Origin of the sequence: Streptomyces sp. NPDC012935 (genome assembly GCF_042900345.1) — a bacterium.
Taxonomy (GTDB): Bacteria; Actinomycetota; Actinomycetes; order Streptomycetales; family Streptomycetaceae; genus Streptomyces.
In genome coordinates this window covers 632,302-647,047 of sequence record NZ_JBIBBC010000002.1, presented here as the reverse complement: position 1 = coordinate 647,047, position 14,746 = coordinate 632,302, and the positions used below count along the sequence as shown (strand labels likewise).

The 14,746-nt window shown below is 71.3% G+C and carries 12 protein-coding genes; 3 read left to right on the top strand and 9 right to left on the bottom strand.

Annotated features, from left to right (window positions below):
• Nucleotides 1-455: 455 nt before the first annotated feature.
• From ACFY5C_RS08340 to ssd, 7 genes are all read right to left on the bottom strand, one after another.
• Entirely contained in the window at nucleotides 456-935 is a 480-nt protein-coding gene (locus ACFY5C_RS08340) for an Rv3654c family TadE-like protein (protein ID WP_389441941.1), read from the bottom strand.
• Between the two features lie 173 nt (nucleotides 936-1,108).
• Nucleotides 1,109-1,522: a TadE family type IV pilus minor pilin gene (locus ACFY5C_RS08335; protein WP_389441938.1), complete on the bottom strand. Its 414-nt coding sequence runs from the start codon at nucleotides 1,520-1,522 to the stop codon at nucleotides 1,109-1,111.
• Nucleotides 1,509-1,718 (bottom strand): DUF4244 domain-containing protein, encoded by a 210-nt coding sequence (locus ACFY5C_RS08330; protein ID WP_389441935.1) that lies wholly within the window; start codon nucleotides 1,716-1,718, stop codon nucleotides 1,509-1,511. The genes ACFY5C_RS08335 and ACFY5C_RS08330 overlap by 14 nt, the downstream gene beginning before the upstream one ends.
• 171 nt (nucleotides 1,719-1,889) lie before the next feature.
• Nucleotides 1,890-2,678 carry a type II secretion system F family protein gene (locus ACFY5C_RS08325; RefSeq protein WP_389441933.1) on the bottom strand — a complete coding sequence of 263 codons (789 nt, stop codon included), beginning with the start codon at nucleotides 2,676-2,678 and terminating at the stop codon, nucleotides 1,890-1,892.
• A 40-nt stretch (nucleotides 2,679-2,718) separates the two neighbouring features.
• The gene (locus tag ACFY5C_RS08320) at nucleotides 2,719-3,579 is read right to left on the bottom strand and encodes a type II secretion system F family protein (RefSeq protein ID WP_389441931.1); all 861 of its coding nucleotides are present in this window, start codon (nucleotides 3,577-3,579) and stop codon (nucleotides 2,719-2,721) included.
• Nucleotides 3,580-3,768: 189 nt separating this feature from the next.
• A complete protein-coding gene (locus tag ACFY5C_RS08315; protein ID WP_389442219.1) occupies nucleotides 3,769-4,974 on the bottom strand; it encodes a TadA family conjugal transfer-associated ATPase in 1,206 nt (401 codons plus the stop codon).
• 452 nt (nucleotides 4,975-5,426) lie between these two features.
• Complete coding sequence (ssd, locus tag ACFY5C_RS08310; RefSeq protein WP_389441929.1) at nucleotides 5,427-6,539, bottom strand: septum site-determining protein Ssd; 1,113 nt, start codon at nucleotides 6,537-6,539, stop codon at nucleotides 5,427-5,429.
• Between the two features lie 573 nt (nucleotides 6,540-7,112).
• Between ssd and ACFY5C_RS08305 the strand changes: the two genes are divergently transcribed.
• The gene (locus tag ACFY5C_RS08305; protein WP_389441926.1) at nucleotides 7,113-7,946 is read left to right on the top strand and encodes an HAD family hydrolase; all 834 of its coding nucleotides are present in this window, start codon (nucleotides 7,113-7,115) and stop codon (nucleotides 7,944-7,946) included.
• A 447-nt stretch (nucleotides 7,947-8,393) separates the two neighbouring features.
• Here the strand turns inward: ACFY5C_RS08305 and ACFY5C_RS08300 are convergent, their stop codons facing one another.
• Nucleotides 8,394-9,218, bottom strand: coding sequence for an oxidoreductase (locus ACFY5C_RS08300; RefSeq protein ID WP_389441924.1), 825 nt, complete (start codon nucleotides 9,216-9,218; stop codon nucleotides 8,394-8,396).
• Nucleotides 9,219-9,319: 101 nt separating this feature from the next.
• On the opposite strand from ACFY5C_RS08300, the gene ACFY5C_RS08295 reads away from it, so the two are divergent.
• Entirely contained in the window at nucleotides 9,320-10,333 is a 1,014-nt protein-coding gene (locus tag ACFY5C_RS08295; RefSeq protein WP_389441921.1) for an ATP-binding protein, read from the top strand.
• A gap of 10 nt (nucleotides 10,334-10,343) precedes the next feature.
• On the opposite strand, the gene ACFY5C_RS08290 is transcribed toward ACFY5C_RS08295, so the two are convergent.
• Nucleotides 10,344-11,630, bottom strand: coding sequence for a hypothetical protein (locus ACFY5C_RS08290; protein ID WP_389442216.1), 1,287 nt, complete (start codon nucleotides 11,628-11,630; stop codon nucleotides 10,344-10,346).
• Between the two features lie 369 nt (nucleotides 11,631-11,999).
• Between ACFY5C_RS08290 and ACFY5C_RS08285 the strand changes: the two genes are divergently transcribed.
• Nucleotides 12,000-14,636, top strand: a complete 2,637-nt coding sequence (locus tag ACFY5C_RS08285; protein ID WP_389441919.1) for a bifunctional SulP family inorganic anion transporter/carbonic anhydrase — start codon at nucleotides 12,000-12,002, stop codon at nucleotides 14,634-14,636.
• Nucleotides 14,637-14,746 lie beyond the last annotated feature (110 nt).

Below are 14,746 nucleotides of genomic sequence, written 5' to 3'. Positions count from 1 at the left end.
TGGGTGAGGGCCGGGGGGGCGTGGCCTGGGTTAGGGCCGGGGGGGCGTGGCCCGGGTTAGGCCGGACAGTCTGGCCCGGGCGAGGCCGGGCAGCCTGACGTGAGTGACGGCGAGGAGGCCGGCCAGGCTGGGGGCGGGGAGTTGCCTTGGAGCGGGAGGGGGACGCTGCCGCGGCACCGGCTGGGGAGGCTCTCGTCGCGGATCGGGAGGGCGAGGCCGTCTCGGACCGGTAGGGGGAGGTTGTCGTTGCGGATCGGGAGGGCGAGGCGACCTCGGTCCTGGGACCCCGGGACCGCACTCCCTGGACCCTGGCCCTGGCCCCGGGGCGCGGCTGTACCGCACCAACAGAGAGCCAGCCCCTGGCCCCGAGAGCGAGTCTGTCCCGAGCCGGACGGGAGAAGGGCCTGTCCCTGCCCCCTGGCGGCAGGAGGAGACGTCGGTGGCCGCGTACCCGATCAGGGAGGTGGCGTCGGCCGTTCGGTGCCCTCAAGCGGATCCTGCGGACTCCCCCTCAGCCGGTCCGTCCCCTCGGGGCCGAACGGCTGAGCCCCCGGCAGCAGGGACGCGCGAGTCGGCTCGGCGGGCCCCGCCGGCCCCGCACGCGCCCTGACCTCCGCCGCGAACGGCCCCCGCCCCGACGCCGCCGTCACATCCGACACCTCCCCCGCCAGCACGCACCGCACCAGCCGCACGCCCTGCGCCTCGGCCACCCGTTCCGCCCGATCGCAAGCCGCTGTACCGCCCTCCGCCCAATGGTCGGCCGCCGCCAGCGCCGCGAGATCGGCACCGCCCGCCGCGCGGTGCCGGGTCATGACGGCCTGTCCCAGAGCGAGTACGACGACGAAGACGACACAGAGCACGGCGATGGCGCCGACGCTCCAGACGGTGGCGGAGCCGCGATCGGAACGGAGGGCGATGGCGCGCCGTTGAGCCATTCGGCCCCAGGACCAGCCCCTGTCCTGGCCCTGGCCCTGGCCTTGGCCTTGGCCCTGGGCCCAGCTGGCCTCGGCGTCTGTGCCGGCGGCCCGCCCCGGCCGCCGACCGCCCGCCGCCCCACGCTCAGGGCCCTGCCCGGCACCAGCCCCGGGGCGTACTGCCCAACTCCCTCTCATGTCCCCGCCCCCACCGTTTCCTCCGCCGACGCCACGGCCTCCTCCCGTACCTCGAAGGGAAGGCCGCCCAGCACCGGCGGCTTGGCCACGACGACCACGCGGACCTCGTCCCCCTCCCGACCGACCGACACCGTCGCGCCGCGCGGTGCCGCCTCCCGGGTCACCTCGATGACCGCGTCGGCCGGATCCTGCCGGGCTGCCGCGCGGGCGCCCGTCCGAGCGGCGTCCACGCACTGGATCTGCGCGGCCACTACGAGCAGCCCCCACACCAAGGCCATCGCGAACATCACCAGCACGGGCAGCACGACAGCCGACTCCGCCGTCACGAATCCCTGGTCCGAACTCCAGACCGTGGGTCGGCCGTGCGCCCGCTTACTCTTCCTCCCGCTCCTCGGCTCACATCCGCGCATCGAGCGCCTGCTTCACGATGTCCTGCAGTTGCGCGCTGACCTGCCCGCTCGTCACGACCTTGTAGAGCACCACCGCGAACGCCACCGCCGCGACGATCCCCATCGCGTACTCGGAGGTGACCATCCCCGCGTCCCTCCGCGCTGCCCGCATCCTGCGCACCCATGCGCGCATCCGTGCCTGTACCGCCTTGTACATCTCAACCCCCGTAGAACTCAGTTCCGTTGAAACCAGCTGTTGAATGTCCTGCTACTAATCAGTTGAAGATCCCGGTGACCCTTTGAAGATCCCGCTGACCCATTGGATGTCCTGCTGATCGGTGGGATGTCCTGCTGCGCAGCCGTCTGCCGCGCTCGCTCACTCACCGCCTCATCCGCCACCCCCTCCCAGCACCCCGCCCGCAAGCCCGATCACCACCGGCGCCACCCCGACAGCGATGAACGCCGGCAAGAAGCACAGCCCCACCGGCGCGCTCACCATGACGGCCGCACGCCTGGCACGTTCCGTCGCCGCCCGCGCCCAGTCGGCGCGGGCCTCCGCGGCCAGCCGCGCGACCGGCCCGGCCGCAGGGAGCCCGGACACGTCGGCCCGTTCCAGCAGCCGCGCCAGCCCCCCGGCCCCCGGCAACAAGGCCAACCGATGCCATGCCTCGCCCGGTTCACCGCCGAGCCGCACTTCCGCGGCGCCTCGCGCAAGCCGGTCCCCGACGGGTCCGCCCAGGGCTTCGCCGACGGCCTGTGCCGCGATCACCGGACCGGCACCCGCAGCGATGCAGGCCGCCAACAGATCCGCCGCGAGCGGAAGTTGCTTTGCCGCTTCACCGGCGTCGGGTTCCTCCGCGGGGCGGATGGCTTCCTGCCGACGCCGCCACAGCCACAGTCCGCCCGCGACGACCAGCCCCACCGCCAACCCCGCGGCACCGCCAACCACAGCCCAACCGGCAGCCACCACAGCCGCCATGGGCAGCGCCGGCCGCACGTTCCGCCGGACGTCGAACCGCGGACGACTCGACTCCACATCGACCGTCGTCATCAATTCGGCGAGCCGTCGCCGGGCCCTTCTTTCGTTCCGGGCCGCGACCAACCACCTCAACAGCCACCCCACGACCAGCACGACCCCCAACGCCGTCCCCACCCTGTGGACAACCTCCGCGTTCACGCCGCACCCGCACTCTCACGCCATCGATCGGTTCGAGTCATCACGCCGCCTCCGCTCCCCGCACGATGCGCAGCGCCCACCACATCCCGAGCCCCTCGAGCACGCCCCCGGCGGCCAGGCACCCGATCCCCGCTCCGGTATGCAGCAGCACCCGCAACGGTTCGGCCCCCATGGCGGCACCGAGCAGCAATCCAAGGGCCGGCAGCCCGGCGAGCATCACCACCGTCGAGCGAGCACCCGCCAACTGAGCACGCAGGTCAGCGCATTGGTCCCGCTCGACCCGTAACGCTCCTTCCAGTCGATCGAGTCCGGCTGCGAGCCCCGCGCCCTGGTCCACGGCCACTCGCCAGCACGCCGCCAGGCCCGACAAGCCATCGGCGCCGGGCTGCCGTGCCGCGGAAGCGAGGGCGCCAGGCACATCCCCGCCGAACCGTGCCGCCGCCAGCACCGCGGCCTGAGCCTCGCCGAGCCCACCGGAGTCCCGCGCCGCCCGCAGCAATGCCTCACCCGGCTGGCGTCCGGCCCGCACCTCCCCGGCAAGCGCCCCGCACAGCGCGATCACCGCGTCCCGGCGACGCTCCCGTGCCCGCCTCGCCTCCCGGGCCAGCCGTACCCGCCGCAGCACCGGCACGCCGGCCGCCCCCGCGACGACCGGCAGCACCGACGACCCCAACACGGCCAGCACCAACCCGGCGACCAGCGCCCACCACTCGGCTCGCATCCGCTCACGTAGCCGCCAGAGTGCCTGTGTCATCTGCCTCCAGTCGGGCGGCCCGGCACCCACAGCCCCACCGCCCGCGAGCAGCAACTGCGCCCGCCGCGCCCCGGAGTTCCGTCCACCCAGCAACCAGACCGCCGCCCCGATGCAAGCCCCAGCAGCGCCCAACGTCATCTCACTCATGTGGATCACCCGCAGCCATCAGGCCTTCACAGCCCTCACATCCCGCGTCCTTCACGACCAGCCACCCCTCACATCCCGCGTCCTTCACGACCGCCCACCCCTCACATCCCGCCTCTCTCACGACCACCCACCCCCCGAACTCTCACTCCGCACGACCGCGCACCCCTCACCCCTCAGGCCCGGCACCCCTCACACCTCCGCTCTCACATCGCCCTCCTCCCGAAGCAGCCCCCGTAGCCGCTCCCACCCCCGCTCGTACGCGAACCCCTCCACGCCCCACCGCAGTGCCGGCACCGTCCGTACCAACCCCGACGGTTCCCGCTCCAGGACATGCACCTCGGCGATCCGCCGCCGCCCGTTCCGGTCGCGCACGAGATGCAGTACGACCGACAGGGCCGCCGCCAACTGGCTGTGCAGCGCGGACCGGTCGAGCCCGGCTGCCGTGCCGAGCGCCTCCAGTCGGGCCGGCACGTCGGACGCCGCGTTGGCGTGAACGGTCCCGCAGCCTCCCTCGTGGCCCGTGTTCAACGCCGCCAGCAGATGGACCACTTCGGGCCCTCGCACCTCGCCCACGACCAGCCGGTCCGGCCGCATGCGCAGCGCTTGCCGCACCAGGTCCTCGAGGGTGACGAGCCCGGCGCCCTCCTGATTGGCGGGCCTGCTCTCCAGCCGTACGACATGCGGGTGGTCCGGCCTGAGTTCCGCCGAGTCCTCCGCAAGGACGATCCGCTCACTCGCCCCGACGAGCCCCAGCAGCGCGCTCAGCAGCGTCGTCTTGCCGCTCCCGGTCCCACCGCTGATCAGGAAGGACAGGCGCGTTTCGACCAGCGCCCGCAGGACTCGGTCCCCGCCCGGCGGCACCGTGCCCGCCGCGACCAGCTCGTCGAGCGTGAACGCCCGCGGCCGTACGACCCGCAGCGCCAGGCAGGTACAGCCGACGGCCACCGGCGGCAGAACCGCGTGCAGACGGGTCCCGTCGGGCAGCCGGGCGTCCACCCAGGGCCGCGCGTCGTCCAGGCGGCGCCCCGCCACCGCGGCGAGGCGTTGCGCGAGGCGCCGTACAGCCGCCGCGTCAGGGAAAGACACGGACGTCAGCTCCAGGCCGCCGCCCCGGTCCACCCAAACCCGGTCCGGCGCCGAGACCAGCACATCCGTCACGGACGGATCGGCGAGCAGCGGCTCCAACGGCCCGCTCCCGACCAGCTCGGACCGCAACTGCTCGGCTGCCCCGAGGACTTCGGCGTCCCCCAGCACCCTGCCCTGTTCCCGCAGGGCCTGCGCGACCCGTGCCGGAGTCGGCTCAGCTCCACTCTCGGCCAGCCACTGCCGCACCCCGTCCAGCAACCCCGCCGGCACGCCGGCCCCCGCCGACGGCCCCTCCGCCGCCCACCGCACAGCCGACGAACCGGCCCCCTCGGCCGACCCCGACCACACGGTCGACGACCCGCCCCCCTCAGCCGACTCCCACCGCACAGCCGGCGACCCAGCCCTGTCGGCCAACTCCCGCCGTCCGGTGCTCGAAATCGCCGTACGGTCCGACAGCCGCACCGCCACAGCGCCGCTCGCCGCAAGACCGGCCCGCCGCCCCGCGACCTCGCCGCTCGCCGTCTGTTCCGACAGCCGCCCCACGCCATCGCCGCTAACCCCAGGACCGGCCGGCCGCCGCTCGGCAGCGTCGCTCGCCGAGCCATCCGACGCCCACCGCGGCACGCCCCTACGGACCCCACCCCGCGGCACGCCCCTACGGACCCCACCGCCCGGCGCCCCACCCTCTCGGGCCCCAGTGGACGACACCCGCACCGCCCCGGCCTCGTGACCGCCAACCCGCCCTAGCCCCGAAGCCGTACTCATGCCACCCTCGCCTCAAGCAACGCGCGCTCCCAGAACTCCCGGCAGAACCGGGCCAACGGCCCCCGCCCCGCGGCCCCCGGCGGATCCTTGCTCTCGTGCGGCCGCAACAGCCCCGACTCGACCGGCACCTCTCCCACGAGCGGCAGCCCCAGGAGCCGGGCGACCTCCCGGTCGTCGAGCCCGGCCGTGTACGGTCCGCGTACCGCCACCCGCAGATCACGCAGGACCAGTTGGACGGCGGAGGCCACCTGCCGGGAGGCCGCCACGGCGCGCAGTTCGGCGGGGGCCACGAGGATCCCGACGTCGAGTTGGGCAAGGGCTTGCGCGACCCCCTCGTCGATACGGCGGGGCAGGTCGACGACGACCGCGCCGCCCCGGCGCCGTGCCGCGGCGAGGACCGCTCGCATCGCCTGTGGCGGGACGGCGACGCAGTCACCTCGATCCCAGCTCAGGACGCGCAGGGAGTGCAGTTTCGGCAGCGACTCCTCCAGGGCGCCGCTGCCGAGCCGTCCACGTGAGCCGGCGAATGCCGGCCAGCGCAGGCCGTCCACCGACTCGCCGCCGAGGAGTACGTCGAGTCCGCCGCCCAGCGGATCGGCGTCCACGAGCAGGGTGCGCAGCCCCTCACGCGCGGCGGTGACGGCGAGGGCACACGCGAGCGTGGACGCCCCGGCCCCGCCGCGTCCGCCGATGACGCCGACGGTGAGGGCGGGGCGCCCGACGCCCTCGGCGACGTCGGCGATGCGGTCGACCAGCCACTGTTCGCCGTCCGGCAGCATCAGGACGTGATCGGCGCCGATCTCGACGGCCCGGCGCCAGACCCCGGAGTCGTCCTGGTCCCGGCCGACGAGCACCACTCCTCGCCGGCGTCCGGCGCTGCGCACGCGGCGTGCGGCGTCGTCGCCGACCAGGACGAGCGGAGCGGCCTCCCAGCTTCCCCTGGGCTCGGGCACTCCGTGGTGGACCTCCGGTGTCGCGCCTGCCGCGGCGCACAGGCGCAGCAGGTCGTCGAGCAGATCGGCGTCCTCCGTGACGATCAACGGCTTGCCCGGCCGCCCTGAGGCGGCGGGCGGCGGATCGTGTGTGACGGTTGCGGTCACGGTTTCCATCCCCCTTCGCTGCATCACTCGCGCAGCCCTGCGGCCCCGCGATTCCCAAACGTGTGAAGAACCGGCAAACGGCCTCCATATGAACGGCCGATACGAACCGGCCAAACGCGCCCGACTAACCAGAACCGGCCATGAAGTCGGCCTGAGCGGGACTCGCTGGAATCACGGTGCAGCGATCCCGGAAATCGTGTGGATCTTGGTCGATAACTGTGGACAACTCGGCGGTTGTGAATATCGCCATCACCCATACCGGTGACCCTCGCACCGACCCCTGTGCGACTTCCGGAGAGCAGCCCGATCGCTACACACAGTGATGAATCATGGGCATGCAAAAGAGGCGGCCGCAGCCGCCTCAACTCGGCCCTGCGGCCGCACTCAGAAGGGGAAAACGCACCCGGACATGCGACGACCCCCGCCGGGGGGGAGAGCGGGGGTCGTCTCCACGGCCGACTCGGGGGGGGAGGAGTCGGACCGGGTTAGCACGGTCGCGAACGATCCGTGACTTCCATGGTGTACCCGAGAGCCCTCTCAGGCAAACCCACGCGCCCACCTTACGCCGAATGGGCTGCCCCTATGCTCAGGGTCGTGGAAAACCACTCCTTGCCCCGCACAGCCGCCTTCTTTGACCTGGACAAGACGGTCATTGCGAAGTCGAGCACGCTCACGTTCAGCAAGTCCTTCTACCAAGGCGGCCTGATCAACCGCCGGGCCGCCTTGCGGACCGCGTATGCCCAGTTCGTCTTCCGTCTGGGCGGTATGGACCATGACCAGATGGAGCGCACACGCGAGTACCTCTCCGCGCTCGTCCGCGGCTGGAACGTCCAGCAGGTCAAGGAGATCGTCGCCGAGACGCTGCACGACCTGATCGACCCGATCATCTACGACGAGGCCGCCTCCCTCATCGAGGAACACCACACCGCCGGCCGCGACGTCGTGATCGTGTCCACGTCGGGCGCGGAGGTGGTCGAGCCGATCGGCGAGCTGCTCGGCGCCGACCGCGTGGTGGCCACGCGCATGGTCGTGGGCGACGACGGCTGCTTCACCGGAGAGGTGGAGTACTACGCGTACGGCCCGACGAAGGCCGAGGCGATCAAGGAGCTGGCCGGGTCCGAGGGCTACGACCTCTCCCGCTGCTACGCCTACAGCGACTCGGCCACCGATCTGCCGATGCTTCAGGCCGTCGGCCATCCGCATGCGGTGAATCCCGACCGCACGCTGCGCCGTGAGGCGCTCGCGCGCGGGTGGCCGATTCTCGACTTCCATCGCCCCGTCCGGCTCAAGCAGCGCATTCCGTCGTTCTCCGTCCCCCCGCGTCCCGCCCTTGTGGCGGCTGCGGCCATAGGAGCGGCGGCGGCCACCGCGGGCCTCGTCTGGTACGCGAGTCGGCGCCGCGCCGCGCTCGCCTGAACTGCGCTTCCCGGACTGCGCGCACCACGTTCGACATACCGATGACCGTTTGTCTCCGTTTTGCGAGCAAAAGTAAAGAACTGCAGCCAGGCCTTCCGCTTGGTTGGGTCCTGGAGTACAAAGGACTCAACGGCCCGCGAGACCAAGGACATCCGAGAGGATCACCTTAAATACGCATTTGGCCCCACGGACCGAGCATGGACACCGAGCACCCACGCGACGTCGACCCGTCGATTACGGGCCAGCCGCACCAGGTGACGGGCAAAGTTCCCGACCTGATGGGCAACATATCGAGGACGCTTGGTAACCCGGTGGACATGCCAGCGGCGGTACGAATCCTCGTACCGCCGCAACTCTTAGAAGCCCCCGCGGGGGCTTTTTTCATGCCCTGCGCATCATGCCCTGCGCATCGAAATGCCCCGCGGCCCGCAACACCCCACGCGGGCGTCACGCCGCGCCGCGCTGAAGCGCCTCGCAGACAGCCGTCGACTCGCGCGCGCCGAGCTCGATCGCCTTGCCGCAGTGGGCGATCCAGGCGGCCATACCTTCGGGGGTGCCCGAGACGTAACCCTCGAGGGCCGCCAGGTAGGCGGCGCGGCCCAGTTCGCCGTGGCCGACCTCGGCCGGGCAGACGGACTTCGGGTCGAGACCGCTGCCGACCAGGACGATGCGCTCGGCCGTGCGCGCGACCAGGCCGTTGTGGGAGGTGAAGGGGCGCAGCGCGAGAAGCTCGCCGTGCACGATGGCGGCCGTCACCAGCGCGGGCGCCGAACCGCCGGCGATGATCAGCTCGGACAGCCCCTCCAGACGGCCATGCACCTCCGCCGCGCTCGGCAGCGGCAGCTCGACCAGCGGCTCGTCGACCGGCTCGCCTTCCTGCCGGGGCCGTCCGACCCGGTCGTCCTTGCCTGCCGCCGCCACCAGGTGCAGCCGGGCCAGCACCCGTAGCGGCGACTGCCGCCAGATGGAGAGCAGTTGACCCGCCTCGGCCGTCAACCGCAGGGAGGCTCCCACAACGCGTGCCTCGTCGTCACCACTGAAGTCGGTCCGCCGGCGCACCTCTTCCAGCGCCCAGTCGGCGCCGGACAGCGACGCGGACCCTCGGGCGCCGCGCAGCGCCGCCTCGGCGGTGATCTCGTTGCTGCGGCGCCGCATGATCCGGTGCCCGTACACCCGGTCCACGGACTTACGCACGGACTCCACGGACTCGGGCACACCGGGCAGGGAACCGAGAGTCGCCAGCGGATCGGCGGACGCGCCTGTCGTACTCATGAGTACGACACTACGCAACCAGGGCGCGCACCCCACGATCGAGTGGCCTTCTTCACGCACGCATGCCACGTACAGCTATCACTCCACTACCCTTTGTGAACATGAAAATTGCTTTCGTCGGGAAGGGCGGCAGCGGCAAGACGACCCTGTCCTCCCTGTTCATCCGCCACCTCGCCGCGGCCGGCGCACCCGTCGTCGCCGTCGACGCCGACATCAACCAGCACTTGGGAGCCGCCCTGGGCCTCGACGACACGGAGGCCGCGGCACTGCCCGCGATGGGCGAGCGGCTGTCTCTGATCAAGGACTACCTGCGCGGTTCCAACCCGCGGATCGCCTCGGCGCGGACGATGATCAAGACGACGCCCCCGGGCCAGGGATCGCGGCTGCTGCGGGTGTGTGAGAGCAATGCGGTGTACGACGCCTGCGCCCGGCCGGTGGAACTCGACGGCGGCGCTGTCCGTTTGATGGTCACCGGCCCTTTCACCGACTCCGATCTCGGGGTCGCCTGCTACCACTCCAAGACGGGGGCGGTGGAGCTGTTCCTGAACCACCTGGTGGACGGCCCCGACGAGTACGTCGTGGTCGACATGACAGCGGGCTCGGACTCCTTCGCCTCCGGGATGTTCACCCGCTTCGACATCACGTTCCTCGTCGCCGAGCCGACCCGGAAGGGGGTCTCCGTCTATCGCCAGTACAAGGAGTACGCCCGCGACTTCGGCGTCATCCTGAAAGTCGTCGGCAACAAGGTGCAGAGTCAGGATGATCTCGACTTCCTCCGCGCCGAGGTCGGGGACGACCTGCTGGTGACCGTCGGGCACTCGGACTGGGTGCGCGCCATGGAGAAGGGCCGCCCGCCTCGGTTCGAGCTCCTGGAGGACATCAACCAAAGCGCCCTGCGCCGCCTGCACACGGCCGTGGACGCCACGTACGAGCTGCGGGACTGGGAGCATTACACCCGCCAGATGGTGCACTTCCACCTGAAGAACGCCCAGTCCTGGGGAAACGAGCGCACCGGGGCCGACCTGGCGGCACAGATCGACCCCGGATTCGTACTCGGCGAGAAGGTCGCGGCCCTGTCCGGGGGCAACAACTCCCCTCTGCATCCGACTGCCTGACCGACTTGTCCTAGCCCTTGTCCCGTTCCCCGACCGCCGGAGCCCCGGGCACCCCCTTCGGTGCCGGGGCCGGGCGCCCCGACAGGAAGGAGGCCCAGCCCTCCTTCGGGGCCTCACCGACCCCAAGGGTGCGCAGCTTCTTCAAGGTCGCCGGGTCCTGGGCGTCCAGCCAGTCAGCGAGCTGGCGGAAGGACACGCAGCGCACGTCGGGCTTGTTGCAGACGGCCTCGACGACGTCCTCGACGGCGCGCATGTAGGTGCCGCCGTTCCAGGACTCGAAGTGGTTGCCGATGATCAGGGGTGCGCGATTGCCGTCGTAAGCCCGATGGAAGCCCTTGAGCAGACCGTCGCGCATCTGGTCGCCCCAGAAGTCGTGCTTGGCGGGGTCTCCCTGACTGTCGGTGCCCGACTGGTTGACCATGAAGTTGTAGTCCATGGTGAGCTGCTCGTAGGAGTGCCCGGGGAAGGGCACGAGCTGCAGCGACAGATCCCACAGGCCTTCCTTCTTCGTGGGCCAGAGCTGGGTGTTGACGCCGCTGGAGTCATAGCGGAAGCCGAGATCCCGCGCGGCCTTCACGAAGTTCTTCTGGCCTTCCAGGCAGGGTGTGCGGGCGCCGATGAGCTCCTTGTCGTAGTCGAAGGGCAGAGGGGTCGCCTTCGTCATGCCGGCGTTTGTCTTCCACGACTTCACGAACTTCTTCGCCTGGGCGATCTCCTCCTTCCATTCCTCCACCGACCACTCGCCGACTCCGCCGTCGCTGCCGCAGAAATGGCCGTTGAAGTGTGTGCCGATCTCGTTGCCTTCGAGCCACGCGAGGCGCAGTTGCTTCACGGTGTCGGCGATGCCCTCCTCGTCGTTGAAGCCGATGTCGGAGCGGCCCGGGGAGTGCTGCGGCGGCCGGTACAGGTCGCGTTTGTGGTTCGGCAGCATGTACACGCCACTGAGGAAATACGTCATCGTCGCGTTGTTCGCCTTGGAGACCTCGCGGAAGTGGGAGAACAGCTTCTGGCTGTCCTCGCCGGCGCCGTCCCAGGAGAACACCACGAACTGCGGTGGCTTCTGACCGGGCTTCAGTCGCTCAGGTCTGGGCAGGTGCGGCTGCGCTCCGGTGTACGCGGTGGATCCGTCGCCGATCAGGCGGACGACGTTCTGCGGCGCGGGTGCCGCCGGCTTGGCCTTCGGCGGCCCGGGCACGCCCTGCCCGGCGTCGGTGCCGGTCGAGCAACCGGCGAGCGAAGCGGCACAGACCGCCGCGATCGCGGTGCCCGCGGTAATCCTGTGCGTCGCCACGAGCATGTGCGTCGCGGAGGCCCTGCGTGATGCGGCGATTCTGCGGGGGGCAGCGTTGTGGCGGGTGGCGGCCATGTTCCGTCCACCTTCTTCCTTCTCTCGGGTGCCGACAGCGCCGTCAAAGTCGCATGGGACCGAGAAGGAATTAGTACGACAAGCCGACTAATTGACCACTTCACTCTTCAGGGGGATTTATTAGTCCATTTGCTCGGAAAAACTATTCCGGTCCTTTACTCTGCATTACGATCCATTTACCGACTGTTGATGCATCCCGCCGCTGCAAGCCGTGACCACACGGCCGCGACCCGACCCCTCGCCGAAGAGCGGGGGACCACCAGATCCGCGACCGCGCTGCCCCGGAGGAGACGGGAAAACATGTCAGCCTTCGTCCCCACCCGCACCGACGAACCGAGCCGCGAAAAGCGCCTCCACGAGCCCCACAGCCCGCCCCCGAGCCGGCCCCGTCACCGCATCGCGGGCGCCGACGTGTCGGCCTCGATCGCGGTCTTCCTGATCGCCCTCCCCCTGTCCCTGGGCATCGCCCTCGCCACCGGCGCGCCCCTCCAGGCCGGCCTCGTCGCCGCCGCCGTCGGGGGGATCGTCGTCGGCTATCTCGGCGGCACCCCGCTCCAGGTCAGCGGCCCCGCGGCCGGTCTCACGGTCGTCACCGCCGAGCTCATCCAGCGATACGGATGGCGTACGACCTGTGCCATCACCGTCCTCGCCGGCGTCGCCCAACTCGGGCTCGGCTTCGTGCGCGTGGCACGCTCCGCGCTCGCCGTCAGCCCCGCCATCGTGCACGGCATGCTCGCCGGCATCGGCGTCACCATCGCCGTGGCCCAGCTCCACATCGTCCTCGGCGGCACCCCGCACAGCTCCGTCCTCGACAACGTGCGTGAGCTGCCGGCCCAGTTGGCCGGTGTGCATGCGGCTGCCCTGTCGGTGAGCGCGCTGACCCTCGCCCTGCTGTTGGCCTGGCCCCGGATTCCAGGCCGCACGGGTGGGCTCCTGCGCAAGGTGCCGGCCCCGCTCGTCGCCGTCGCCGGAGCCAGCACAGCCGCCTCACTCGCCGGGCTCAGCCTGCCCAAGGTCGACCTGCCGTCCTGGAGCAGCCACGCGCTGGCCGCACTTCCCGAGGGCCCGGTCCTCGGCCTGGTGGCCGCCGTGCTGACCATCACGCTGGTGTGCAGCGTGCAGTCGCTGCTCGGTGCGGTCGCCGTGGACAAGCTGGTCGCCACCCGGCCGGAGCTGTCCGCCCGCGTCGGGCGCTCCGACCTGGACCGTGAGCTGCTCGGTCAGGGCGCCGCCAACGTCGTCTCAGGCGTGCTCGGCGGGCTCCCCATCGCCGGGGTGGCCGTGCGCAGTTCCGCGAATGTGCAAGCCGGTGCCGTCAGCCGGAACTCCACGATGCTGCACGGCGTTCTCGTAGTAGTCGCCGCGCTGCTGATGGTCCCGATCCTGGAGGTCATCCCGCTCGCCTCGCTCGCCGCCCTGGTGATGGCCGTCGGCATCCAGATGGTGTCCCTGCACCACATCCGCACGGTGACCCGCCACCGTGAGGTGCTGGTGTACGCCATCACCACCCTCGGCGTGGTGCTCTTCGGCGTACTGGAGGGCGTGGCGCTGGGAATCGCCATGGCCGTCGCCGTCGCCCTGCACCGCCTCACCCGCACCCGCATCACGCATGACGAGAAGGAAGGAGTCCATCACGTACACGTCAGAGGCCAGTTGACGTTCCTCGCGGTGCCGCGGCTCAGCCGGGCCCTGCATCTCGTACCCCAAGGCGCCCAGGCCGTGGTGGAGTTGGACGGTTCGTTCATGGACCACGCGGCCTACGAGTCACTGCAGGACTGGCAGAACACGCACACTGCCCACGGCGGCTCCGTCGAGCTGATCGGCCGCAGATCCGGGGTCCGGATCGGTGAGCCGACAGGACCGGTCGGTCTCCATCTCGACGGGACGGGCGCGGCCGAGTCGGCCGACTGCCGTTGCCACCCGTGGACAGCCTGGCGCAACCACCAGTGCGAGATCCCGGAGTCCCAGGCATCCCGCGACGGAGAGGCCGGGGAAGCGCAGGAGATCGCGACCGGCGACAGCGACGAGGCAGGCCCGCCCAGCAGCACTGGAGCCTCTGGCAGCACAGATGCCCTTGGCGACACCGGCTCCTCCGACGGCACCGGCGAACTCGCCACCGTCGACGGTGCCGAGAGGTCCGGCGGCACCGAAGGCCCCGCCGGATCCGGCCGGCCCGACGAGAGCGGGGCCGACAGGGCCGGCTCGGGCGGCGAGATCCGCGGGACGGTCGGCGGCACCGACGGGAGCCGGAGCGGCCGGCAACTGGCCCGTGGCATCAGCGCGTTCCAGCGCAACACCGCGCCTCTGGTGCGGGGCGAGCTGGCGCGGCTGGCGCGGGAGGGGCAGCAGCCGTCCCAGCTGTTCCTCACCTGCGCGGACTCACGGCTGGTCACGTCGATGATCACCTCCAGCGGCCCCGGCGACCTGTTCGTGGTGCGCAATGTGGGCAACCTCGTTCCGCTGCCCGGCCAGGAGAGCGGGGACGACTCGGTGGCGGCCGCGATCGAGTACGCGGTGGACGTGCTGGAGGTGCGGTCCGTCACGGTGTGCGGGCACTCCGGGTGCGGGGCCATGCAGGCGCTGCTCAACGCCGAACCGGACGGCCCGCTGGCCCCGCAGACCCCGCTCCGGAGATGGCTGCGGCACGGGCTGCCGAGCCTGGAGCGGATGTCCGACGAGGACCGACCGTGGGCCAGACTCGCCGGGCGGGCACCGGCCGACGCGGTCGAGCAGTTGTGCCTGACCAACGTGGTCCAGCAGCTGGAGCATCTGCGAGCGCACGAGTCGGTGGACCGGGCCCTGCGGGAGGGGGCGCTGGAACTGCACGGGATGTACTTCCACGTGGGCGAGGCGCAGGCATATCTGCTCGCCGAGGAGGGCGAGGAAGGTACGGACGACGTGTTCGACCACGTGGGAGTGGCGGATCTGTCGGCGTGAAGCGGGGAGGTGCGCGCGGCCCCGCTCGGTGCGGGGCCGCGCTTCACTTGGGCCGCGTGGGGCGCGCTTCACGCTTCACGTGCGGCGCGCTTCACGTGGGAGGAGGCACG

Bases quoted from the DNA above. Each gene is read 5' to 3' on its own strand.
- ACFY5C_RS08340 (WP_389441941.1), bottom strand. From the start codon at position 935: ATGGCTCAACGGCGCGCCATCGCCCTCCGTTCCGATCGCGGCTCCGCC.
- ACFY5C_RS08295 (WP_389441921.1), top strand. From the start codon at position 9,320: ATGAAAATTGCTTTCGTCGGGAAGGGCGGCAGCGGCAAGACGACCCTG.
- ACFY5C_RS08300 (WP_389441924.1), bottom strand. From the start codon at position 9,218: ATGAGTACGACAGGCGCGTCCGCCGATCCGCTGGCGACTCTCGGTTCC.
- ssd (WP_389441929.1), bottom strand. From the start codon at position 6,539: ATGGAAACCGTGACCGCAACCGTCACACACGATCCGCCGCCCGCCGCC.
- ACFY5C_RS08330 (WP_389441935.1), bottom strand. From the start codon at position 1,718: ATGTACAAGGCGGTACAGGCACGGATGCGCGCATGGGTGCGCAGGATG.
- ACFY5C_RS08305 (WP_389441926.1), top strand. From the start codon at position 7,113: ATGCTCAGGGTCGTGGAAAACCACTCCTTGCCCCGCACAGCCGCCTTC.
- ACFY5C_RS08335 (WP_389441938.1), bottom strand. From the start codon at position 1,522: ATGCGCGGATGTGAGCCGAGGAGCGGGAGGAAGAGTAAGCGGGCGCAC.
- ACFY5C_RS08285 (WP_389441919.1), top strand. From the start codon at position 12,000: ATGTCAGCCTTCGTCCCCACCCGCACCGACGAACCGAGCCGCGAAAAG.
- ACFY5C_RS08320 (WP_389441931.1), bottom strand. From the start codon at position 3,579: ATGAGTGAGATGACGTTGGGCGCTGCTGGGGCTTGCATCGGGGCGGCG.
- ACFY5C_RS08290 (WP_389442216.1), bottom strand. From the start codon at position 11,630: ATGCTCGTGGCGACGCACAGGATTACCGCGGGCACCGCGATCGCGGCG.